Below are 22,662 nucleotides of genomic sequence, written 5' to 3'. Positions count from 1 at the left end.
CCTAATATTGATACACTAGGTAAAGTATTAGTTTATATTCTATTATTTTTACTATTTATTTAAAATATAGTATATTAATTTTAATTTTTATTATAGGTAAGCACACAACAATATCATTATTACTGCTACTTATTATAATGTATTTAGTCTTATTATCAAAATACTAATTCCCTTGAAACCCGCATGAATAAAACAACTATTTAACTAGTTAACTAGTTAAATAGCTAAATAGTTAAATATATAAAAGGTAACCTATATAAATATTTATATATTTTCTTCTATAAAACCTTGCTATATATTGACTACTGTAATTTTCTTTTTTAGAAGTATACCTATCTATCAAATACATTATCATAAAAAAATGATGTAGTGATTGTATTCATCACTACATCATTTAACTTACTATTAAAGATTTTTATCATCTATACTTCCTAAGTATTTATCTATCTCACCAGTTACTGAGCTTACGCATCCTTCTTCAAATGGTGAAATTAAATTAGCATGTTTAACTAGATTTACAAATGACATTGTACCTCCAACATTACATAATCTTAAATAATCTTCCCATGCTTGTTCATGATTATCTTGATCTTTTTTCCAAAATTGAAGAGCACATATTTGAGCTAGCGTATAATCTATATAATAAAATGGACTATTAAATATGTGTGCCTGTTGGAACCACCATCCACCTCTTTCTAAGAAATCACATTCTTCATAATTTTTATGAGGTAGATATTTTTTCTCAATATTTCTCCATGCCTTTTTCCTTTCATCTGGCGTAACATCTGGATTCTCATATACAAAGTGCTGGAATTCATCTACTGTTACACCATAAGGAATAAATTTAATAGCATCTCCTAAATGAGAGTATTTATATTTAGCTTCTTCATCTTCAAAGAAAAGTTTCATCCATGGCCAAGTGAAAAATTCCATGCTCATTGAGTGAATCTCACAACTCTCATAAGTTGGGAAGTTACATTCTGGAATAGAAATCCATCTACTTCTATAACATTGGAATGCATGACCAGCTTCATGAGTTAATACATCTACATCTCCTGAAGTACCATTAAAATTTGAAAATATAAACGGTGATTGATAGTTTGGTATATAAGTACAGTATCCGCCACCTTGCTTGCCCTTTTTAGTAACTAAATCCATTAAGTCATTTTCTATCATGAAATCAAAAAATTCTTTAGTTTCAGCTGAAAGTTCAGAATACATGTTTTTACCATTATTAACTATCCATTCCGGATTTCCTTTAGGTTTAGCATTTCCAGTTAAAAATTCAAACTTTTCATCATAATATTTAAGTTGATCTAACTCTAACCTTTCTACTTGTCTTTTATATAGTTTATTTGCTATCGGTACTATATAATCTTTTACTTGATCTCTAAATTTACTTACCATTTCTGAATTGTAGTCAGTTCTTAACATTCTCACATATCCAAGTTCTACAAAGTTTTTAAATCCAAGCTTATGTGCTATAGTAGTTCTAACCTTAACCATCTCATCATATAATCTATCTATTTCTGTTTCATTATCTGTAAAGAACTTATACTTAGCTTCACTAGCACGTCTTCTCATATCTCTATCTTCTGACAATATAAATGGAGTTAATCCAGATAAGTTTCTTTCTTCGCCTTCAAACATAATTTTAGCTGAAGCTATAAGTTTACTATATTCTGATGATAGTTTATTTTCTAATTGTAAATCCTTTATTACTTCTTTAGAAAATGATTTTATATTATATTCTGCTATACTAAAGAACTGTTTTCCAAATTCTTTTTCTAATTCTAACCTAAATTTACCATTTACAATAACTTTATAAAATTCTGAGTTTATTTCGTTATATAGAGGATCATATTCATCCCAATATTCTCTTTCTTTACTATAAAACTCATCCTCCGTATTTATACTATATCTTATGCTAGCTATAGTACCTAAAGTAACCATTTCATTTCTAATTTCATTAATTTCATTAATAAGCTCTTTAACTTCGATTATACTGTTACTCTCATTTGTTTTATCTATTAGACCCATTAATTTTTCTTTTATTTTTTCATAATTTGGTCTTTCATATTTAAATTCATTAAATCCCATACATACACCCCCATTTGATAAATAAATTCTACCATTTTAAAAATATTCTGTAAATACATTTTTTGTTTTTTTAAATTTATATATTAATTTCCTCAATTATATCCATCAGTTTAAAAAAGGAGCGTAGCTACTAACTTATTAAAAAGTTATTTTACCACACTCCCTTTTCCCTATCTAAGATAATTCAATATTATTAAGAATAACACCCCTGGTATACCAAGTATTCCAGCTATAAGTGCTGTTATTGCATTAATAGGTATTACTAGTCCAAAGTTTCCACCTACTAAATTTATTAACCACAATAATATACCCCCAGCTATTCCATTAACAATTAAGTTTAATAGAACCTTTAGTGGCCATGCAAATATTTTACCAATTATAAATATTGCAACTATAGCTATTATAAAAAATATAATGTTTGGCATATTCATCCCCCTTATAATTAAAATTATTTTAGTAATCATTAAAATAAAATCTTATGCTTAATTCTTAAATAATTTTATCTATTAATAAATTTATTAGTTATTTTACTTTATATTACCACTTATTGCAATAATTTAATTCTTCTATCATACAATCAACACTCACTGTTATTCCACTTTGCTTTGCTTGGTTTAGAAAATATACATATTTAGCTTTAGCTTCATCTTCTTTATATATAGATATATCTATTAAACTTTTATCACTAACATTATCGAAGCAACTTCTAGCAACTTCAATTTCCGCTATTGAGTCCTGTATTCCTTTGATTATTTCACGCTGCTCAGGCGTATAAATATTCTTAGTTAGTATAGTCTCTATTATTTTATCTCTGTTCATAATAATACCTCCATTATATATACTTAAATATATTTTTGACATATAATGGATGAGATATACTTGTTATTTGAATTGTATGTTATATAAACAGAGTTATTTGCTTCAGAGGATGGTTTACTCCCATTTTGAAGAGGATGAAGTACTAGAGCTGGTAGTCATGGCATAAAAAAGACTTGTGAAAATATATCAGTTATTCTCACAAGTCTCCTGTATAAATAATTATATTTCTTTTCTACCTTCTAGGGCTTTAGATAAAGTAACTTCATCTGCATATTCTAAATCTCCACCTACTGGAATTCCATGAGCTATTCTTGTAACTTTAACTCCAAAAGGTTTTAATATTTTTGATATATACATGGCAGTTGCTTCACCTTCTATGTTAGGATTTGTTGCAACGATGATTTCCTTTAAATCATTATTTACCCTAGTTATCAATTCTTTTAACTTTATGTCATCTGGTCCTCTACCTTGCATTGGAGATATTGTGCCATGAAGTACATGATATACCCCATTAAATTCTCTGACTTTTTCAATGGTCATTATATCTTTAGGTTGCTCAATTACACATATTGTACTTTTATCTCTGTTAGGATTTGAGCATATAGCACATGGATCGCTATCAGTAAAATTTCCACATATTGAACAATACTTTATTGTACCTCTTGCCTTCACTAATGCATTAGCAAATTCTTCAACCTCATCTTTAGGAAGATTTAAAACATGCAATGTAAGTCTTTGAGCAGTTTTACTCCCTATCCCCGGTAGCTTTCCAAATTCCTCAATTAGTTTTTCTATAGCTATAGGATAAAAATCCAAATTAGTCACCTCTATTAAAACATTCCCGGTATATTAAGTCCACCAGTTAGTTTTCCCATAGATGAATTAGTTTCTTCTTCTGCTTTCTTCAAAGCTTCATTTACAGCTGTTAAAACTAAATCTTGTAACATTTCTACATCATCTGGATCAACTACTTCTGGTTTGATTATTATATCTTTTAATTCTTTTTTACCAGATACTCTTACTGTTACAGCTCCACCACCAACAGATGCTTCAAACTCTTTAGTTTCTAAATCTTTCTGAGCTTCCTCCATTTGTTTTTGTAGTTTTTGTGCTTGCTTCATTAAGTTATTCATATTTCCACCCATTCCTGGAAATCCGCCTTTTGCCATTGTAATACCTCCTAAAAATTATATTTCATTATAACTAGTATATAATATTATATTATAATGTAACCATCAATTTATTAAAACCTTTAAATTTTATTCATCACATATTTCCACTAATGCCTCAGGAAATATATCTGATAGTATTTTTTCTTTATTAACTTCCCTATTTATATTATCATTTTCTATTTCATAAGTAACATGAACCTTCTCATCTAATACCTCTGAGAATATATCATTTATAATCTTTCTATATTCTTCTCTTTCAAGTCTTTGTTTATGAAAATTATATTCCTTTGTAAAGCCGACGGTAATAACTCCATTCTTGAATTTCTGAACTTTTCCCATCATTAACGCTGTAGCTATTACCATATTATTTTTTTGCTTAAGGATATTTTGAATATCTTTAAAAGACTTTCTAATAATTTCAACATTTAGCTTACTTTCTCCTGCTGCAATTGGTAATTCTATATTTTCATTATTAAGCTCTACTGGTTTGCTTGTTTCAACTTTATTTATACTTGGATTTATTTCTGGTCTTATTTCCTTTGCTTCTTTTATTGCACTTTGTACTGTAATATTCCCTGATGCAATTTTATCCTCTAATCTATTCAGTCTAGCTAATATAGTTTCCATGGAAGTATCATATTTTATCTTACACATTTTTATTATTGCTAGTTCTAAATATATTCTAGCCTGCTTTGTACCCTTAGAACTATCTTCAGCTTCTTGAAGTATACTTATACACCTCATGATTTCCTCTACTCTAATTCTAGTGCTTTGATTTTTTATACTTTCTATGTTTTCAATAGACATATCCAATACATCTTCTAAATTATTACTTACATTTATCATTAATAGATTTCTCATATGAGTAATCAAATCTCTAATTAGTAAGTTAATATCTTTTCCATCCAATATTAATTTATTTACTACTCTTATGCATCCCTCTGTATCTCGATTTATAACATTATCTACTATAGTCACCATGCTGTCATTAGTAGTTATTCCTAACATATCTACTAAATCCTCATATCTAACTACATTGTTTATTGATATAGCTTGATCTAATATTGATAAAGCATCTCTCATTGCTCCATCACACATTCTAGATAATAATCTTAAGCTACCTTCTTCAATGTTTACTGATAATGAATCAGTTATTTGTTTTAACCTTAAAAATATATTTTCACTACTTATTCTCTTAAAATCAAACCTTTGACATCTTGATAATATTGTTATAGGAAGCTTTTGAGGATCAGTAGTTGCTAATATAAAAATTACTCTACTTGGTGGTTCTTCTAATGTCTTAAGAAATGCATTAACTGCACCAATGGATAGCATGTGAACCTCATCTATGATAAATACCTTATACTTAGCTTCTTGTGGTGGATATTGAACATCATCTATAATATCCCTTATATTATCAACACTGTTGTGAGATGCTGCATCTAGCTCTGTTACATCTATAGCTGTACCTTGGTTTATACTTTTACACATTTCACATTCATTACATGGTTCACCTTCTATAGGGTTTAAACAATTTATTGCCTTTGCAAGTATCTTTGCTGTTGAAGTTTTACCCGTTCCTCTAGTTCCGCATAGTAAGTATGCATGAGCTATCCTATCGCTTTTTATGGCATTTTTAAGCGTTGTAGTTATATGCTGCTGTCCAACTACGTCGCTAAATAATTTAGGTCTCCACTCTCTATAAAGTGCTTTATATCCCATGTATCCTCACTCCTTACATTAAAATTTCTAAATAAATATATATCTACAATACTTATTAATTATTTATTCTACTCAAAAATAATTCTTATCTTATCTATTATAATACTTCTCATAGTTATATTCTATATTCTTTACTAACTTATATTAAGTAATCAATTATATATATCTAGTTTTTCTAAAATATTTCAATATAAACTAACTCATTTAATTTATATTTCAAATTAATTATTTAAAAAAGGATAAAAAAAAAAGATGTCTTTAACATCTTAAATAAAAAATAAAGTCGTACACCTTGCTTCGATAATCAGTTTATATGCGTTACCTATACAGTTAACTCAAACCAGGTTAATCCACGGCACATGGAAGGTCTCACTTATCGCTGCTTCCTTCCAGACCTGACGAGGTTCATGAGTTTCCATTGCGTGGGACCCAGTTATCAACGCCACTTATATAGGCCAGACCATACAAATTGATACCTCAGCAAGGAATTCAATCCTGCTGTAGCGGATTGCAGGTTACAGGGCACCGCTAACTCCCCATCTAGTACGACATGGCGGAGAGAAGGGGATTTGAACCCCTGATAGAGTTGCCCCTATACACGCTTTCCAGGCGTGCTCCTTCGACCACTCGGACATCTCTCCATATCGTGTATTCATTATTATACTATTTAAAATCATTACTTTCAAGTAAAACTTATTTAAAAATATATTCCAATTGTAGTATAATCTCATTAGGATTAACAAAGTTTTCAATTTAAATTAATAATATATATATACTTATCATAAAATAATATGAATGGAGGTAGTTGTTTATGATTAATTATGAAATTAAAGGTGGTTCCATGCCAGTAGCTATCTGTTACCTAAATAGTGGAGATAAAATTGTCTCTGAATCAGGAGCTATGGGTTGGATGAGTGACAATATAATTATGGACTCTAACATGAAAGGTGGCCTATTTAAAAGTATAGGAAGATCTCTATCAGGCGAAAGCTTATTTTTAAATACCTTTACTTGCTCAGGAAATGTAGGAAAAATAGCATTCCCCTGTTCTGTGCCAGGTAGAATAATGGCTAAAGAGCTCCAATCTAATGAATCTATAATTTGTCAAAAAGGTGCTTTCATGGCAGCTGAAGATTCTGTAAGTCTTAATATTCATTTTAAAAAAAGATTTTCTAGCGGCTTATTTGGTGGCGAGGGTTTTATCCTTCAAAGAATAACCGGTCCTGGAACAGTTCTTTTAGAATTTGATGGTCATGTTGAAGAGCTTAACTTAAATCCTGGAGAAAGAATAAAAGTAGATACCGGCCATGTAGCTGCTTTTGAACCAAGTGTAAATTTTGATATTGAAATGGTTAAGGGACTAAAAAACATATTCTTTGGTGGTGAAGGCTTATTTTTAACAACACTAACAGGCCCCGGAAAAGTATACCTTCAAACTATGCCTCTTCAAAATTTAGCAGGTAAATTGTCTTTTTATCTTAATACCGGTAGCACTAATTTAAGAGATTAAATATCTTCATAGTGCCAAATAAAAATAACCTTTTAGATAATCAATATTTACAAAAAATATCTTATTATCTAAAAGGTTTAATTTTTTAAATATGTGTAATTGTACTATTCTTCCTTCTGTATATTATTATAAGCCCTACAATCCATATAAGTACTCCTATAATACTTACAATTTGAGCTGTTCTAAGCCCAAACATCATTAAGCTGTCTGTTCTAAGTCCTTCTATAAAAAATCTTCCTATAGAATATAGTCCTATATAAGTTAAAAATACAACTCCATTCTTTTTAACCTTGTGTAACATATAGAATAGTATAAAGAACACTACTAAATTCCAAATTGATTCATATAAAAATGTAGGATGATAGTAAGTTCCATTTATATTCATACCACTTTGTATGAACTCCGGAAACTTACTTATAAAAGCTTCTGTTACAGGTCCACCATGTGCCTCTTGATTAAAGAAATTCCCCCATCTTCCAATGGCTTGGGCTAATATAATACATGGTGCTGTCATATCTAGTGCGGATGAAAGCTTTATACTTTTTCTCTTTGTACATATATATACAACTATTACTGCTGCAATTAGTCCTCCATGAATAGCAAGGCCACCTTGTCTAATATTAAATATATCCATCAAATTATCCTTATAATATCCAAACTCGAATAATACATAATAAAGTCTTGCACCAATTATGGAAATTGGAAATGCAATTAAGAATATAGTTAATACATCATCATAATTTATCCCTTTTAATTTACAGGTATATTGACTTAATAAAAGCGCTAACATGGTACCTGAGCATATTACAATTCCGTACCACATAACATCTAATCCAAATATACTTATGGCTACTGGATTCATCTATTCCCCTCCTTAATCCTTTTTATATTATTATAATCTATATAATTAATTATTTGTATTCTTTTAGTAATTCTTCTATAGTATGTTTACATCTCGTTCCCTTACAACTTCCTGTTCCAGCCCCTGTTGCCTTTTTTACGTCTTCAAAAGATTTAGCTCCATCAGCTATTGCCTTCTTTATAGCTGCTCTAGATACTACTTTACAGATACAAACTTTAGTATGTTTATCTAGTACAGCCTGTCTTAATGCCTCCTGTTTTGCTTGTTCTTCCATCTTTACAGTTTCTCCTTTCTCTTTTCTTTGAAAAACTCTTGTAGTAAATTACTACATTCTTCATTATAGAGCCACTTAATATTAACCCAATGATTTAAATTTCCACTTTGAGTAATATTAAATACTGAGCCACATCCACCAGCTCTGGGGTCAAAAGTTCCAATATATAACCTTTTTATTCTGCTTTGAACAATAGCACCAGCACACATAGGACATGGTTCTAATGTAACATACATATCACATTCATTAAGTCTCCAATCTCCTATAGCTTCTGATGCTTTTTTTATTGCAATAATTTCTGCATGGTTAGTAGGATCATTGGTATTTTCCTTTATATTATGACCTGTAGCTATTATTTTATTGTTTTTTACTATTATTGCTCCCACCGGAACTTCATTTTTACTCTTTGCAATTTTAGCTTCAATAATTGCTTGTTGTAAAAAATAATTATCCATAACTTACTCCTCTTTATTATATATAAAAAAAACTTAGTAAAGCAAGCCTTACTAAGTTTTGGTGCGCACGAGAGGAGTCGAACCTCCGGCCTTCCCCTTAGGAGGGGGATGCTCTATCCTGCTGAGCTACGGGCGCATATTACCTAATCTTTATTATAATAATATATTTATTCTTCGTCAATAGATTAATATCTATATTTTACTATGAACCCATTCTCTTAATGTTAATTAATCAACCTATATAAACTATTTAAAAATAATATATCTATAGAATTTATTATTTTCATGATTATATGCACATAATATAAAAAATCTTTTAACTTTATATATTTGTCAGAAAAATAAATGATTTATTGCAGATTTTTATTTGAATCTATGTTAAAATACTAATATATTGTGATTTTGCAACAAAAAATTCAGAGGTGATTTTATAATGAAGAAGATTAACATAACCGAAACAGTTCTAAGAGATGCAAATCAATCTCTTATTGCAACAAGACTTCCTTTTGAAGATTTTGCACCTATTCTTAAAGATTTAGATGATGCAGGATATTATTCATTAGAGTGTTGGGGTGGAGCAACCTTTGACTCTTGCTTAAGATATTTAAATGAGGATCCATGGGAGAGATTAAAGAACATAAAGAAAATAGTTACTAAAACCCCTCTTCAAATGTTATTGCGAGGACAAAATATTTTAGGATATAAACACTATCCAGATGACGTAGTTAGAGAATTTATTAAAATGTCTGTTTATCACGGTATGGATATAATAAGAATATTTGATGCATTAAATGACTTTGCTAATATAGAAGTTGCTATGAATGAAACTATAAAGCAAGGTGCTCATGCACAAGGAACTATAGTTTATACTGTAAGTCCAATTCATGATGTTAAAAACTATACTAAACTGGCAAAACAACTTGAAAATATGGGGGCAAACTCTATTTGTATAAAGGACATGGCTGGCCTTATAATGCCTTCTATAGCATATGACATAGTTAAGAGTATAAAGGAAACTGTTAAAATTCCAGTATTTTTACACTCTCACAGTACAAATGGTATTGCTGAAATGGCTTACTTTAAAGCTGCAGAAGCTGGTGTAGATGGAATTGACTGTTCAATTTCTTCATTCTCTAGTGGTACTGCTCAACCTCCAACAGAATCTATGCATCATGCACTAGAAACTGCTGGATTTGAAACAGGTCTTAATATAGGTACCTTAACTCAAATTAATAATTTCTTTAAACCAGTTAGATCAAAAGTTTTAGAAGATGGATTACTAGATCCAAAGGTATTAACTCCTCAGCCTGAAGGACTTACAAACCAAATACCTGGAGGAATGTTATCTAATATGATTTCTCAACTTAAAGCTCAAAATTCTATTGATAAGCTTGATGCAGTTCTTGCAGAAGTTCCTAAAGTAAGAGAAGACTTAGGATTCCCTCCACTTGTTACTCCAATGAGTCAAATGGTTGGAACTCAAGCTACAGTTAATGTATTAACTGGTGAAAGATATAAAATGGTTCTTAAAGAGGTTAAAGCTTATTGTAGAGGAGAATATGGTAAGGCTCCTGGGGAAATAAATGAAGCAGTTCTTAAAAAAGCTCTTGGAAATGATACTCCTATTGAAGGAAGATATGCTGATACTTTAGAACCAGCATTCCAAAAGACAAAAGAAGAACTGAAAAATATAACAACTAGCGAAGAAGATATTCTTTCTTACTTAGCCTTCCCACAAATAGCCGAAGAGTTCTTTAAAAAGAGAAGTGAAAAGCCATCTAATGATGATATGAGGAAACTAACTAATAGTGAAGTAATATAAAACTTATTTAAATATCTCCAATTAAGATACATTATTATATCTTAATTGGAGATATCTTTATATACCTGATATATTTTCTGTTATAATATCATTATGTTAAATTTAAGATAAATCTGGAGTTGATATTATGATAAAATACTATGATAGAAAAAATAAGACCTATTGTGAAGAAAATGTAGCTGGTGGAGATATACTTAATTTTATGTACAGTAACCCAGTTGCTAAAACTTTTATACCCAAAATTGCAAGTGGAAAATTCTTAAGTAAGCTCTATGGAATGGGCTGCGATAGTAAGTTTAGTAAAAAATATATACACCCCTTTATAGATAGATTCAACATAAATATAGATGAATATGAAAAAAATATAGATGAATATAGCTCCTTTAATGACTTTTTTTATAGAAAACTTTCAAAATACAGTCGTAATATCTGTAAAGATGATGAATCATTTATCTCTCCCTGCGATGGTAAGCTATTAGCTATAGAAAAAATTGATGAGAATTCTAGCTTTACAGTTAAAGGATTTAAATATACCCTTAATGAGTTATTGCAAAATGAAGAATTAAGTAAGAATTATTCTAATGGTACTTGTTTAATATTTAGATTATGCCCAACTGATTATCACAGATTTCACTTTGTTGATTCCGGAACTTGTTCTAAATCCACATTTATAAAGGGTAAATATTACTCAGTTAACCCCGTAGCTCTTGAAAATATAAGTAAGGTTTTTTCAGAAAATAAAAGAGAGTATAGTATTCTAAAAAGTGATAATTTTGATGATGTTATCTACATAGAAGTAGGTGCTACCTTTGTTGGTTCTATTATTCAAACCTACTCCTCATCATCCAAAATTAACCGTGGAGATGAAAAAGGGTATTTTAAGTTTGGTGGCTCAACAGTTATAATTATACTAAAGGAACATATATTAAAATTAGATGAAGATATATGTTATCAAAGCAATTTAGGAGTAGAAACCTCTGTATATATGGGAGAAAAAATAGGAGTAAGAATTTAAATTCTTACTCCTATTTTTATAATCTAAACTTAAGTGTAGTATTATTTAATTTATCTGCATTTTCCTTGTTTTCTATAGCAGTACTTTTTATACTCTCAATATTTCCTACTATATCCATAGTTTTAGATGATATAGATGATACTCCCATAGCTCCCTCTGTAACAGTTACTGATACTTCATCTATGGCAGTAACAATTCCTTCTATAGCTTGATTTAGTACTGCAGCTTCACTGCTAAACTCATTCATAAAGTTGTTGAATTGATCTGCATCTTTTTCGTATAAAGCTCCTTGCTCTATATTTTTATCATAATCATTAATTACTTGTTGTTCTATGAAATTGCTCATGCGCCCAGCACTAAGAGCCAATTCTTCTACAGATTTATTTACTATTTTAACTATTCTTTGTATATCTGCTGCTGTTTTACCAGACTCTTCAGCTAACTTTCTAACTTCATCTGCAACTACAGAGAACCCTCTTCCTGCTTCTCCTGCACGAGCAGCTTCTATTGCAGCATTTAAAGCTAATAAATTAGTTTGTTGAGTTATCTTAAGTATAGAATCAGCTAACTTATCAATCTGCTTAACTTCCTTAGAACTTGTTATAGCAACTTCCAACTCACTTTTTACACTATTATAAATATCATTGGATTTTTCTTTAGAGTCTATAGCACTAGCTTTTATGCCCTGAGCTCTCTTAAGAATATCCTTAGTTATTTCATATCCTTCTAATGCTTCACTAGCTATATTCTGTACACTCTTAATCATTTCAGTAGAAGATGCAGCAATTTCTTGAGAAGTTGCTGATGTTTCTTCTATACCAGATGATACACTTTCAGTTTCAAATAATGTTTCATCTGCTTTAATTTTTAATGACTCTGTAGATTCTTCTACTATATTAGCGTTATTAGTTAATACTTCAGTAGTTGCTGCAATATCTCCAACAACTTCCCTTAACACTTCCCTCATATTTATAATAGATCTATATATAAGACCTATTTCATCCTTAGACTTAATTATAGCTAAATTATCATTAGTTAAATCTAACTTAGCTGTTTTATTAACCAAAGCGGCAACAGTAACTATAGGATTTATAATTACATTTGCCATTACCATTATTATAATAGAACCTATAATAACTATAGCTAATGCTACTAATGCTATTTGTTTAACCATTGCTATTACCGGTTTTCTTATTTCATTACTATTAGCATCTATAACCATAGTCCAATTTGTCCTAGGTACTAATCCAAAAGATGACATTACTTTATTGCCATTTATCCTATATTCTACTGATCCAACTTCTACATTACTTCCCTTCATAGCCTTATCTACTATATCCTTTATTTCAGGTATATCTATTGTTTGCCCAATTTTTTCTTTGTTTGGATGATATATTATATTTCCTTTTTCATCAATTAGATATGCATAACTATTTTCTATCTGTCCAATTTTTATATTTTCAATATAAGTAGAAAAACTCTCAGCATAAACATGTAATGCTATATATCCTACACATTTACTATAGTTATCTTCATCTAATACAGGATACGTAAATACTAAAACTCCTTTATCACCAGCAACGGATTTAATTGTATTACTTATCCACTTACCCCCACTAGAACTAGTACTGTGATAAGAATTATCAACTTCATTAGCTCCAACTAAGGATTCTTCACTATCAGCTACTATATCACCTTCTGGGCTAACTAATGATATTCTGTCTACATGTTTATTACCAGATATATATGACTTAAAGCCTTCATTTATATTTTTAATATCTTCTTTACTATTTTTTTTCTGAGCATAATTTAATAGGATATTAAGATTATCCTTAGAATTTGATAGAGCAAAAGCCTCATTAGTAACTTTATCCATCATAACAGATATGGTTTGTATAGATGATGTAGTTATACCCTCCATATTTTCTGTACTCTGACTGGAAATCGTCTTTGAAGAGTTTATGTACATAATTGTACTAGTTATTATCATTGATACTATTGTAAGACCTATCATACTAATTAATATTTTTCTTTTAACACTAGTTCCTTCAACCTGTAATTTTCCTTCTTTATAAACCTTAGCTGTAGATTTTATACTATTTATATTGTTACTTATATCATTAATTTTATCCTTATCTATTTTGTTACTATTTCTAATTTTTTTACTAATGGAGTTTTTATGTCTAATTGTAATTTTGCTAAATGCATTCTTAATACTTTTGCTTATATTTTGAGATGTACTTTTTAAATTAAATGAACTATGTTTCCTTTTTTTTAAAGTCTTATCAGACTTTCTTTTAATCATAAATATACCCCCATATATTAATAATTTATATAGTAATTATCGTGCATAAAAATTTATACTAAATACAGATTATACATATTATGTAACTAACATTAAATATATTTATCTATAATCAAATTAGTTAAATTATATAATAATTTACACACATAAACTCGTTATATAAATATTATATATGCATTTCCCTACATTTAAAGTCGAAATTTATCATATCCCTCTTATATATTTATATAAAAATAAAAAAGCCATTGCAAATTAACTGCAATGACTAAATATGGCAGGGTGTGTAGGAATCGAACCCGCAATATACGGTCCGTAGCCGTATGTTATATCCATTTAACTAACACCCCAAAAGGTTATTTAAATAACTATTACATAATAACATAGAATCCTCATGATTTCAATAATTATTTTTTTGATTTTATTATATCTTATTGAGTCCAAAAAAAAATCGAATTCTTAAGAATCCGATTTTTAAATATATCTTGGCGGAGAAAGAGGGATTTGAACCCTCGCGACGGTTGCCCGACCTACGCCCTTAGCAGGGGCGCCTCTTCAGCCACTTGAGTATTTCTCCAAAAAATAAAAAAATGGCGGAGAGATAGGGATTCGAACCCTAGGTACGCTCACACGTACGCCGGTTTTCAAGACCGGTGCCTTAAACCAACTCGACCATCTCTCCGTAGAATTATTAAAATCATACTCCGATTTTAAATATTTAATTTTCATAGGTTATTTTTAAATGGCGGAGAAAGAGGGATTTGAACCCTCGCGACGGTTACCCGACCTACGCCCTTAGCAGGGGCGCCTCTTCAGCCACTTGAGTATTTCTCCAATTTAAAAATATGGCGGAGAGATAGGGATTCGAACCCTAGGTACGCTCACACGTACGCCGGTTTTCAAGACCGGTGCCTTAAACCAACTCGACCATCTCTCCATTTCCTACAAGGGTTATTCTATCAAGAAATAGCCCTTGTGTCAATATTTTTTTGAAAAACTTTTATATAAATTCTAATTTTTTTATCTAGTTATCTTTTCACACCCCATATATGTTCTTAATACCTCTGGTACTGTAACACTACCATCTTCATTTTGATAATTCTCAAGAACTGCAGCTAAAGCCCTTCCTATAGCAACCCCTGAACCATTTACTGTATGAACAAATTTAGGTTTAGCTTTTGGGTCATCTTTATATTTTATATTAGCACGTCTTGCTTGGAAATCTTCAAAGTTGCTACAGCTTGATATTTCTACATACTTATTATAACTTGGCATCCAAACCTCAATATCATATTTTAAAGCAGCAGTAAACCCTAAATCTCCTCTGCATATTTTTACAATCCTATATGGAAGTCCTAATCCTTGTAACACACTTTCTGCATCTTGAACTAATTTATTAAGTTCATCATATGATTCTTCTTCTTTTGTAAATTTAACTAATTCTACTTTATTAAACTGGTGCTGCCTAATTAATCCTCTAGTATCTCTTCCAGCAGATCCAGCTTCTGACCTAAAGCATGCACTATATGCTGCATATTTTATCGGAAGTTTATCTCCTTCAAGGATTTCATCTCTGTAAATATTAGTTACAGGTACTTCTGCTGTAGGTATTAAAAAATAATCTGTATCACTAACTTTAAAAGCATCTTCTTCGAACTTAGGTAACTGACCTGTTCCAGTCATACTATTTCTATTTACCATATATGGAGGAAGTATTTCATCATATCCATTTCTACCAGTATGAGTATCTAAAAAATAATTTATTAATGCTCTTTCTAATCTTGCTCCAAGTCCCTTATAAACAGTAAATCTAGACCCTGTAATTTTTCCAGCTCTTTCAAAATCCAATAAATTATTTTCTGTACCTATAGTCCAGTGTTCTTTAGGATTAAAATCAAACTTTCTTATCTCTCCCCACTTTTTAATTTCAACATTATCCTCATCATCACTACCATTTGGAACTGAATCATGAGGTATATTAGGTATCCTCATCATTATATATTCTATTCTTTGATCTATTTCATTTAAGTCCAAATCATAATTTTTTATTGTATCTGAAAGTTGTTTCATTTCCTTCATAGTTTCTGATACATCTATACCTTGTTTTTTTAACTTAGGAACTTCTGCAGAAGTTTTATTTCTTTTATTTTTTAATTCTTCTACTTCTATTAATATATTACGTCTCTTTTGGTCAAGCTCTACAACTTCATCTATAAGTGATAAATCAAAACTCTCTCCTCTATTTTCCATTTTTACTTTAATTTCATCTGGATTATTTCTTATTTTCTTTAAGTCTATCATTGTTATTCCTCCTACCCTTTTCTTATAATTATATTTTGATATAAATAAAAAGCCTCTCACCCCACCTAAGGGACGAAAGACTCCGTGTTACCACCCTAATTGAATAAAATTAATTATTCCACTCACAAATTTAACGACAAACTTAATGCCGTACTGCTCATCACAGTCCCTCAGAGGCGGATTCGTAATAATATATATATCAGTTTACACCAAACACTGACTCTCTTACATATATGATTAGTACTACTATTCTCTTCAATGGTTTATAATTTATTTCATTAAATATATGTCTATATTATTCCCTAACATATTTTTTGTCAATATTAATATTAATTTTTGTAGGCATATTTAGTACATACTATATCTACACCTGTATTAAGTATATTCTTACATATAACATCTCCTTCTGATGTCTGTGGTCCTACATATATTCTACTTAGACACTTAGAGCATTCAAGCCATAAACTTTTATCTATAGGTTCGCTACTCTTTACTGAAACTACCCTACGCTCTGCAGATCCTTTTACTCTCACTATAGTTGTTAATATATCCTTATCCTTCACTTTTTATTACCTCACATTTCATCAAATTCTTTTATTCTTGATAATAAAATGGTTGAATCCTTTGAATTATTAACCACTTCTGTAACTCTTTTATCCATTTCTCTTGCCAAAATTTCAATTATTTTATCCTTGCAGTAACACCCATCACAACTTCCAAATCCCGCTCCTGTTCTCCTTTTTACCCCGGTTACTGTTCTAGCTCCTAAAGGTCTTCTAATAGAGTCTACAATCTCACCTTCGCTAACTCTTTCACACTGACATATAATACGTCCATACTTACTGTCTAATTTAATAATTTTATTTCTTTCTTCATTTGATAGATTTTTAAATCTAAAATATTCCCTTCTCTTATCATTAAAATCCTTTTTAAATTTACAATTTAACTTTTCAACTACTATTTTTGATATGTTCAAAGCTAAATATGGAGTTATTGTAACCTTAGCATAATGATTAACCTTAATATTTATATACCCACTGTTAATAATATCATCTTGTATAATAATGGGTTCATCAAAAAGGCGCCAATCTCTTACTACTTTTATATCATTTTCACTAATTTCTTTAGTAAGAGGTTTTATCTTTTCAATAACTTTATCATAGTGAACATTTTTATAGTTACTATAAGCCCCTATTGTTTCATTGTTAATTGTAGGTCTTATATATATTCTTTCATTTTCTCTTACATCAAAAATTATGTTAGAATATAACTTTTCATAAGGCTTATCAATAACCACATATTTCATATATTTCCCTTTATCATCCTCTTTATTATTCTCATTAACTAATTGTAGATTTTTATCTTTAGTTGTATCAATAACTATCTTACAAGTAAATTTATTTTTACTTGTTTTTATCTTGAATCCTTTATTTATACTATTTATAGATTCAACCTCTTCTTGTAATCTAAAGTTAACTCCATTATCAAAAGCAATTTCACCATAAGCTAAAGCTAAATCATATGAGCTTATTACTCCTGTATTAGGTATATATATTGATTTTATTATATTTCCTTCTATATTAGGTTCATACTCCAATATTTCTTTTCCTATAAGAAGTTTTACATCATCTATTTTTTTTGCTTTAGCTCTTTCATACATTTTATCAATACTTATAGCCTGAATTTCATTTCTTGCTATATATAAGGTTCCACACCTATTATATGGAACTTTAAATCTTAATGCATACTCCTCCATTAATAAATTGCCTTTTCTAATTAGCTTAGATGATAATTCATCCTCACATTCTAGTCCATCATATATTGTTGCTGTGTTTATAGAAGGTGTATCATTACATATATCATAATCTTTTTCTATAACTGCAATATTAAGGTTATATTTTGACAATTCATAAGCTATAGCACAACCTATAATTCCTCCACCTAATATCAATACATCATAATCCATAATTTCCTCCACCTATGCATGTTATTACTACTTTATATAAATTATTCTAGCCACTCTATCTTCCATTTTACTACGAAAGCTCTAGAGCAGCTAGTCATGTTATTTATATAAATTTATTTTGATAATTCGTCAATTAATTTTCCTATTTGATTTATATACTCACCATACTTTGCCCAGTCTCCATTTTTTTGAGATTCAATAGCATTTGTATATGCTTCTTTTAATTTTCCTAAATAATCGGAATTTAAATTTCCTTCTTGTTTATTATTTTCTCCCTCAGCCTCTAGATTAAACATCTTAGTAATAGCAGTTCCTATATCTTTTTCAAGTATTAGTTTATCTCCGTAACCAACTATGACATTTTTCATTTCAGGTATGCTATTTTCACCAGAAGCTCTCAAATAAAGAGGTTCTACATATAACAAGGAGTTTCCTATTGGTATTATTAAAACTTCTCCAAATTGAACCTGAGAACCCTTAGTGTCCCAAAGTGATAATTGTTTAGATATTTCTGGATCCTGGTTTATTTTTTGTTTAAATAACATTGGGCTATATATTGTTCCTCCAGTTGGAAATTTATATAAAAACATTTTTCCATAATTATCTCCATCCATTCTAACACCAAACATACCTACCATATTATCTCTATCTTTTGTATTAAAATACTCTAAAATAACCATCTCTTCTTTATCTTCTCCAGCTAATTTAGTAGTAACATATGAAGCTTCGGATTTTACTTCATCACCTTCAATTGTAGCTACATCACTAGCTATAGACCATATATCATCTCCATTGTAGAAAACTCCAGGATCTGAAACATGGTACTTAGACAACATTTCACTCTGAATTGCAAATAAATCTTGAGGATATTTAAAGTGAGCTTTAATTTCATCTGGTAAAGTACTTAAGTCTGTAAATAGCTTAGGAAATATCTTAGCATAGGTTGCAACTATAGGATCTGTATTATCTGTTATATAAAACTTTGTTGTTCCATCATATGCATCAATTATAACTTTAACTGAATTTCTAATATAATTTATATCTCCCATAGGTTGTGAAAATGGGAACTTGTCGCTTACAGTATATGCATCTATAATCCAATAAAGCCTATCATTGTTTATAACTACATATGGGTCTTCATCATATCTTAAAAAAGGTGCAACTTTATTAACTCTTTCTACTATATTTCTATGAAGTAGAATTTTACTATCACTAGTTATATCTTGGGATAATAAAAATTTACTATTTTGTTCTTTAATAGCAAATATAATTCTGTTTAGATAACTCATGGATATACCAGCATTACCGTCATAATTATTAGTAGCATTTTCCCCACCTATTGGATAATCAATTTCTCCAAGCTTTGTATTTACTATACTATAATCATTAGTGTTCTCACCAAAATATATCCTTGGATTCTCTAATGAAATATCCGTTTCATTTTCAATAGGTATATTGCTCATAATAAAATCAGGTTGTCCTTCACTTGTTACCGAGTTAACCTTACTCATAACAACCCCATATCCATGGGTATACGATAAATGTCTATTTTGCCAAGTAATAGAATTTTCATCTAACTTTTCAAAATCAATTTCTCTCGGTGCTATAAATACTTGATTATAGTTTCCATTAATATTATATCTATCAATATCTATATCATTAAACTTATAATAATATCTTATATATTGAAATTGATTATAAAATTCTAAAGCAGGTCGATATGCATTAACCTTAATATTTTCAATTATATCTTTATTTTGTTTTATACCTGTAGCATCTAAATCATTCTTTATTTCAAAATTATTTTCATCTATTTCATCAATGTTATAAGCCATATTAGTATACTCAATATTCTTGGATATATAAGGTTTTTCCAATGTTTTTTCATTGGAGTTAACAATAAATTGTTGAACAACTCCTGCTGCAACACTTTCCCCAATCATCAGTACAAATACTACTATTACTGAAAATATTATTGGTTTAACTTTTTTAAACAATATACTTAAGAATATTAATACAGCAAAAATAATTGAAACTATGGAAATCACTTTATAAAATTTTAAAGATACGTTTACATCTGTATAACTTGCTCCAAAAACTATACCCCTAGGAGAATATGCTAAGTTCCATCCTTTTATCATATATCCTAAAGATATAACTAACATAAGTAATGCAGCTATCACTGCAAGTTGTTTTCCTGCAAAACTTGTTATACCACTAGTCATAGATTTAAAATTTACAACCTTATCTGATCTATCAAAGTGATTATTAATCTTATCCTTAACATTTAAAATAATATAAATTATAAAAGTAGCTATTACAAGTAAAACTAATAATGAAATCATACTACTATATAAAGATTGTATTAAGGGTAACTTAAATGTAAAAAATGATATATCCTTATCAAATATAGGATCATTAACATTAAACTTTGTAGAGTTGGTAAATTCTAATATTTTGTACCAATATATATTTGCAAAACTAAAAGAAAAGAATAAAGATATAATAAAATTTATTCCTAAAAAGATTTTAAACCTTTTTTTCTCTTTAACTTTATCAATTTCTACTATCTCTTTTAACTTTCTAATATTAGGTATTAAACTTTTATAATATAATGTTATTCCAATAAATATTACTAAAAATGTGGGAACCATTAGTTTCATTATAGATAATAACTTAGTAAAATATATAGAAATATATCCCAATTCACTGAACCATTGATAGTCAACTATTATATTTATTCCAGCAACAGTGAAAAGTAATATAATTATTATGATAGAAACTATACTCCCCATAGCTTTCTTCTTCAAAATATTTACACCCCTTCTTATAATTCTTTAATCAAAAATCCTTTTTTATTTAATTCCTCTACTATATTTGATAAAACTCTATCATTTTCACATATTATTGTATGAAGATGAACTCCATTTGTTAATGCGCTTAAAGGTTCAGCTTCATACTGCTTAAAATTACTATAAAAATTTTCAATATCCATCATATTTTTAAGCATAAGCATAGCTCTTATTTCTCCATAAAGAGGATGTTCAACTATTACATCTTCTACAATTGCACCATATTTAACAATAGTCTCAAGTTCATTTTTTACTTCTTCCCTTCCATGATTAACAGCTATAACTTTCTTTATGCTATTGATATTTTCCTTTAAAGCCATATATCCTTTCGGCGTAGATATTATATCTACCCCTTCAGCTCTTATAATAGCTATATCCTTAACTATAATTTGACGAGTAACTTCAAACATTTCTGCTAATATCTGACCTTTTACAGGTTCTTGAGATTGTATTAATAGATTCTTTATTTTTTCTCTTCTCTTTGCGCTTGTCATAATCCCCTCCATGTATAAACATATATTATTTAAATAATAGTATATCATATACCCATGTATATTATTGTATTTTTTCTTTCATTATTAAATATTTATTTACTTATATTAATTATATGTATTAATTTCTATCATCATACTTTCGTAAAATATCTAGCCATTTATTTTGTATTTTATAATTATGATGATTTCTTATAATATTCAAAAATTCTTTATCATATCCTTTTTCTTTTAAAATTTTATAACCTTCTTCTCCATGATTATAGAATATATATATCTTAGAATTTCTATCACTATATTTTTTTATTTTTGTTTTTGTAATGTTATTTAATAAGACTAAAATAGATTTATCTATTACATTTAGAGGAGTATTAATTTTACCGACATCATGTAATATAGCTGATTTTACAATTTCTTTATGATTAAGATTATTCTTTTTAATTTCTTCTTCAGATTCATTTGTATATATATCTCTAGCTACATTAACTGAATGTTTCAAATCATAAACCGGGAGTTTATACAGTAATTTTTTTTCATTCTCATCTAAATAATTATTAATAAACTCCATATCTTTTTTAGTTATTTTTGCAAATACACAATTAATAAATTGTTTAACTCTATTCATACTAATTACACCATCTTTGCAATGAATTTTTTTAATTACTTTACATTATTATATACTTAATTAAAACAATAATATAATAGTTAATTAAGTAATATAAATATAAAAAAAAAGCAATCTATTTAGATTGCTTTTGGTGGAGATAAAGGGATTCGAACCCTTGACCCCCTGCGTGCAAGGCAGGTGCTCTCCCAGCTGAGCTATACCCCCAAATATGGTGGACCTTCAGGGACTCGAACCCCGGACCTACCGGTTATGAGCCGGTTGCTCTAACCAACTGAGCTAAAGATCCAAATGACCTGGCAACAACCTACCCTCCCACACAGCTTCCCGTGCAGTACTATCGGCCTCTTGATGCTTAACCTTCGTGTTCGGTA

The 22,662-nt window shown here is 29.2% G+C and carries 19 protein-coding genes, 9 tRNA genes, 1 other RNA gene and 1 other annotated feature; of the genes, 3 read left to right on the top strand and 26 right to left on the bottom strand.

Features of this window, described 5'->3' with window-relative positions:
* Positions 1-405: 405 nt before the first annotated feature.
* The 8 genes from B3Z56_RS15450 to B3Z56_RS15415 form a co-directional block, all read right to left on the bottom strand.
* A complete protein-coding gene (locus B3Z56_RS15450) occupies positions 406-2,100 on the bottom strand; it encodes a M3 family oligoendopeptidase (protein WP_346879136.1) in 1,695 nt (564 codons plus the stop codon).
* Positions 2,101-2,270: 170 nt separating this feature from the next.
* A complete protein-coding gene (locus B3Z56_RS15445) occupies positions 2,271-2,531 on the bottom strand; it encodes a pro-sigmaK processing inhibitor BofA family protein (RefSeq protein WP_198028598.1) in 261 nt (86 codons plus the stop codon).
* A gap of 106 nt (positions 2,532-2,637) precedes the next feature.
* Entirely contained in the window at positions 2,638-2,919 is a 282-nt protein-coding gene (locus B3Z56_RS15440; protein WP_346879135.1) for a DUF2508 family protein, read from the bottom strand.
* 219 nt (positions 2,920-3,138) lie between these two features.
* Complete coding sequence (gene recR / locus B3Z56_RS15435; RefSeq protein WP_150843613.1) at positions 3,139-3,735, bottom strand: recombination mediator RecR; 597 nt, start codon at positions 3,733-3,735, stop codon at positions 3,139-3,141.
* Between the two features lie 14 nt (positions 3,736-3,749).
* Positions 3,750-4,088, bottom strand: a complete 339-nt coding sequence (locus tag B3Z56_RS15430) for a YbaB/EbfC family nucleoid-associated protein (RefSeq protein ID WP_150843612.1) — start codon at positions 4,086-4,088, stop codon at positions 3,750-3,752.
* Between the two features lie 90 nt (positions 4,089-4,178).
* Positions 4,179-5,813: a DNA polymerase III subunit gamma/tau gene (gene dnaX, locus B3Z56_RS15425; RefSeq protein ID WP_346879134.1), complete on the bottom strand. Its 1,635-nt coding sequence runs from the start codon at positions 5,811-5,813 to the stop codon at positions 4,179-4,181.
* Between the two features lie 283 nt (positions 5,814-6,096).
* Positions 6,097-6,362, bottom strand: an RNA gene (gene ffs, locus B3Z56_RS15420) — signal recognition particle sRNA large type.
* 2 nt (positions 6,363-6,364) lie between these two features.
* Positions 6,365-6,454: transfer RNA gene (locus tag B3Z56_RS15415), tRNA-Ser, on the bottom strand.
* A 173-nt stretch (positions 6,455-6,627) separates the two neighbouring features.
* Between B3Z56_RS15415 and B3Z56_RS15410 the strand changes: the two genes are divergently transcribed.
* Positions 6,628-7,323, top strand: coding sequence for a TIGR00266 family protein (locus B3Z56_RS15410; RefSeq protein ID WP_422653204.1), 696 nt, complete (start codon positions 6,628-6,630; stop codon positions 7,321-7,323).
* Between the two features lie 85 nt (positions 7,324-7,408).
* Here the strand turns inward: B3Z56_RS15410 and lgt are convergent, their stop codons facing one another.
* From lgt to B3Z56_RS15390, 4 genes are all read right to left on the bottom strand, one after another.
* Positions 7,409-8,185, bottom strand: coding sequence for a prolipoprotein diacylglyceryl transferase (gene lgt / locus B3Z56_RS15405; protein WP_346849261.1), 777 nt, complete (start codon positions 8,183-8,185; stop codon positions 7,409-7,411).
* A 49-nt stretch (positions 8,186-8,234) separates the two neighbouring features.
* Positions 8,235-8,459 carry a (2Fe-2S)-binding protein gene (locus B3Z56_RS15400; RefSeq protein ID WP_035134638.1) on the bottom strand — a complete coding sequence of 75 codons (225 nt, stop codon included), beginning with the start codon at positions 8,457-8,459 and terminating at the stop codon, positions 8,235-8,237.
* A 2-nt stretch (positions 8,460-8,461) separates the two neighbouring features.
* Positions 8,462-8,914, bottom strand: coding sequence for a tRNA adenosine(34) deaminase TadA (gene tadA / locus B3Z56_RS15395; protein WP_035134639.1), 453 nt, complete (start codon positions 8,912-8,914; stop codon positions 8,462-8,464).
* A gap of 59 nt (positions 8,915-8,973) precedes the next feature.
* A tRNA-Arg gene (locus B3Z56_RS15390) sits at positions 8,974-9,050 on the bottom strand.
* 297 nt (positions 9,051-9,347) lie between these two features.
* Here B3Z56_RS15390 and B3Z56_RS15385 point away from each other — a divergent pair.
* Positions 9,348-10,736: a pyruvate carboxylase subunit B gene (locus B3Z56_RS15385; RefSeq protein WP_346849262.1), complete on the top strand. Its 1,389-nt coding sequence runs from the start codon at positions 9,348-9,350 to the stop codon at positions 10,734-10,736.
* 127 nt (positions 10,737-10,863) lie between these two features.
* Positions 10,864-11,751, top strand: coding sequence for a phosphatidylserine decarboxylase (locus tag B3Z56_RS15380; RefSeq protein WP_346849263.1), 888 nt, complete (start codon positions 10,864-10,866; stop codon positions 11,749-11,751).
* Positions 11,752-11,767: 16 nt separating this feature from the next.
* Here B3Z56_RS15380 and B3Z56_RS15375 read toward each other — a convergent pair whose 3' ends face one another.
* The 14 genes from B3Z56_RS15375 to B3Z56_RS15310 all read right to left on the bottom strand — a co-directional run bounded on the left by B3Z56_RS15375 (position 11,768) and on the right by B3Z56_RS15310 (position 22,577).
* Complete coding sequence (locus B3Z56_RS15375; protein ID WP_346849264.1) at positions 11,768-14,056, bottom strand: methyl-accepting chemotaxis protein; 2,289 nt, start codon at positions 14,054-14,056, stop codon at positions 11,768-11,770.
* Between the two features lie 272 nt (positions 14,057-14,328).
* Positions 14,329-14,403, bottom strand: a tRNA-Arg gene (locus B3Z56_RS15370).
* 136 nt (positions 14,404-14,539) lie between these two features.
* A tRNA-Ser gene (locus B3Z56_RS15365) sits at positions 14,540-14,630 on the bottom strand.
* Between the two features lie 14 nt (positions 14,631-14,644).
* Positions 14,645-14,735, bottom strand: a tRNA-Ser gene (locus B3Z56_RS15360).
* Positions 14,736-14,796: 61 nt separating this feature from the next.
* A tRNA-Ser gene (locus B3Z56_RS15355) sits at positions 14,797-14,887 on the bottom strand.
* A 12-nt stretch (positions 14,888-14,899) separates the two neighbouring features.
* Positions 14,900-14,990, bottom strand: a tRNA-Ser gene (locus B3Z56_RS15350).
* A gap of 83 nt (positions 14,991-15,073) precedes the next feature.
* Positions 15,074-16,354, bottom strand: coding sequence for a serine--tRNA ligase (serS, locus tag B3Z56_RS15345; protein ID WP_346849265.1), 1,281 nt, complete (start codon positions 16,352-16,354; stop codon positions 15,074-15,076).
* Positions 16,355-16,419: 65 nt separating this feature from the next.
* Positions 16,420-16,622: a binding site (T-box leader), on the bottom strand.
* A 61-nt stretch (positions 16,623-16,683) separates the two neighbouring features.
* Positions 16,684-16,917: a DUF1667 domain-containing protein gene (locus B3Z56_RS15340; RefSeq protein WP_035135636.1), complete on the bottom strand. Its 234-nt coding sequence runs from the start codon at positions 16,915-16,917 to the stop codon at positions 16,684-16,686.
* A gap of 11 nt (positions 16,918-16,928) precedes the next feature.
* The gene (locus tag B3Z56_RS15335) at positions 16,929-18,320 is read right to left on the bottom strand and encodes an FAD-dependent oxidoreductase (protein ID WP_346849266.1); all 1,392 of its coding nucleotides are present in this window, start codon (positions 18,318-18,320) and stop codon (positions 16,929-16,931) included.
* A 113-nt stretch (positions 18,321-18,433) separates the two neighbouring features.
* Positions 18,434-21,130 carry a UPF0182 family protein gene (locus B3Z56_RS15330; protein ID WP_346879133.1) on the bottom strand — a complete coding sequence of 899 codons (2,697 nt, stop codon included), beginning with the start codon at positions 21,128-21,130 and terminating at the stop codon, positions 18,434-18,436.
* Between the two features lie 17 nt (positions 21,131-21,147).
* Positions 21,148-21,666, bottom strand: coding sequence for a 3H domain-containing protein (locus B3Z56_RS15325; RefSeq protein ID WP_150843600.1), 519 nt, complete (start codon positions 21,664-21,666; stop codon positions 21,148-21,150).
* A gap of 118 nt (positions 21,667-21,784) precedes the next feature.
* Positions 21,785-22,288 carry an HDIG domain-containing metalloprotein gene (locus tag B3Z56_RS15320; RefSeq protein ID WP_346849268.1) on the bottom strand — a complete coding sequence of 168 codons (504 nt, stop codon included), beginning with the start codon at positions 22,286-22,288 and terminating at the stop codon, positions 21,785-21,787.
* A 131-nt stretch (positions 22,289-22,419) separates the two neighbouring features.
* Positions 22,420-22,495, bottom strand: a tRNA-Ala gene (locus B3Z56_RS15315).
* Positions 22,496-22,500: 5 nt separating this feature from the next.
* Positions 22,501-22,577: transfer RNA gene (locus B3Z56_RS15310), tRNA-Ile, on the bottom strand.
* Between the last annotated feature and the right edge of the window lie 85 nt (positions 22,578-22,662).

The sequence above is a fragment of the Clostridium sp. UBA7791 genome, assembly GCF_002480755.1.
GTDB lineage: Bacteria > Bacillota > Clostridia > Clostridiales > Clostridiaceae > Clostridium_J > Clostridium_J sulfidigenes.
This window is presented reverse-complemented; position numbering and strand designations above follow the sequence as displayed.

Excerpts from the sequence above, each read along its gene's own strand:
- B3Z56_RS15380 (WP_346849263.1), top strand. The coding sequence starts at position 10,864 with ATGATAAAATACTATGATAGAAAAAATAAGACCTATTGTGAAGAAAAT.
- B3Z56_RS15375 (WP_346849264.1), bottom strand. The coding sequence starts at position 14,056 with ATGATTAAAAGAAAGTCTGATAAGACTTTAAAAAAAAGGAAACATAGT.
- lgt (WP_346849261.1), bottom strand. The coding sequence starts at position 8,185 with ATGAATCCAGTAGCCATAAGTATATTTGGATTAGATGTTATGTGGTAC.
- B3Z56_RS15385 (WP_346849262.1), top strand. The coding sequence starts at position 9,348 with ATGAAGAAGATTAACATAACCGAAACAGTTCTAAGAGATGCAAATCAA.
- B3Z56_RS15445 (WP_198028598.1), bottom strand. The coding sequence starts at position 2,531 with ATGAATATGCCAAACATTATATTTTTTATAATAGCTATAGTTGCAATA.
- B3Z56_RS15325 (WP_150843600.1), bottom strand. The coding sequence starts at position 21,666 with ATGACAAGCGCAAAGAGAAGAGAAAAAATAAAGAATCTATTAATACAA.
- B3Z56_RS15430 (WP_150843612.1), bottom strand. The coding sequence starts at position 4,088 with ATGGCAAAAGGCGGATTTCCAGGAATGGGTGGAAATATGAATAACTTA.
- B3Z56_RS15450 (WP_346879136.1), bottom strand. The coding sequence starts at position 2,100 with ATGGGATTTAATGAATTTAAATATGAAAGACCAAATTATGAAAAAATA.
- serS (WP_346849265.1), bottom strand. The coding sequence starts at position 16,354 with ATGATAGACTTAAAGAAAATAAGAAATAATCCAGATGAAATTAAAGTA.
- B3Z56_RS15440 (WP_346879135.1), bottom strand. The coding sequence starts at position 2,919 with ATGAACAGAGATAAAATAATAGAGACTATACTAACTAAGAATATTTAT.
- B3Z56_RS15320 (WP_346849268.1), bottom strand. The coding sequence starts at position 22,288 with ATGAATAGAGTTAAACAATTTATTAATTGTGTATTTGCAAAAATAACT.
- B3Z56_RS15400 (WP_035134638.1), bottom strand. The coding sequence starts at position 8,459 with ATGGAAGAACAAGCAAAACAGGAGGCATTAAGACAGGCTGTACTAGAT.
- dnaX (WP_346879134.1), bottom strand. The coding sequence starts at position 5,813 with ATGGGATATAAAGCACTTTATAGAGAGTGGAGACCTAAATTATTTAGC.
- tadA (WP_035134639.1), bottom strand. The coding sequence starts at position 8,914 with ATGGATAATTATTTTTTACAACAAGCAATTATTGAAGCTAAAATTGCA.
- B3Z56_RS15335 (WP_346849266.1), bottom strand. The coding sequence starts at position 18,320 with ATGGATTATGATGTATTGATATTAGGTGGAGGAATTATAGGTTGTGCT.